Here is a 504-nt window from a genome sequence, read left to right on the forward strand (position 1 = left end):
TCAAGGCCATCCAACCAGCCAATCGGTATAATATGGATGAGACTGGCATCCTAGAGGGTCGAGGGTCTAATGGCCTAGTCCTAGGATCTACAGAGGCCCGGAATCTACAGAAAAAACAGCCTGGATCAAGGGCCTGGACCACTCTGGTTGAGTGTATCAGTGCTATAGGCTCTGCAGTGCCACCTCTTGTCATCTACAAGGGCAGGTCTATTCAACAACAATGGTTTCCTCTAGACCTTCAACCTTATGCCAACTGGAGGTTCCATACAACAGAAAATGGGTGGACAGATAATGAGACAGCTATATACTGGCTCCAGGAAATCTTCATCCCATCAACCCAACCTACAGACCCTTCTACAGCCCGTCTACTCATCCTAGATGGCCATGGAAGCCATGAGTCAACTGAATTCATGTATCTCTGCTATATTAACAAGATACATCTACTCTATCTACCTCCTCATACCTCCCATGTCCTATAGCCCTTAGATCAATCAGTTTTTGGAC

Annotated in this window: 1 protein-coding gene; it reads left to right on the top strand. The window is 46.6% G+C overall.

Features of this window, described 5'->3' with window-relative positions; translation table 11 throughout:
- Positions 1-32: 32 nt before the first annotated feature.
- Complete coding sequence (locus ACYU7G_RS17410; RefSeq protein WP_461110078.1) at positions 33-479, top strand: hypothetical protein; 447 nt, start codon at positions 33-35, stop codon at positions 477-479.
- Positions 480-504: the final 25 nt, after the last annotated feature.

It is taken from the genome of Tessaracoccus terricola (assembly GCF_054776555.1).

Excerpts from the sequence above, each read along its gene's own strand:
- ACYU7G_RS17410 (WP_461110078.1), top strand. The coding sequence starts at position 33 with ATGGATGAGACTGGCATCCTAGAGGGTCGAGGGTCTAATGGCCTAGTC.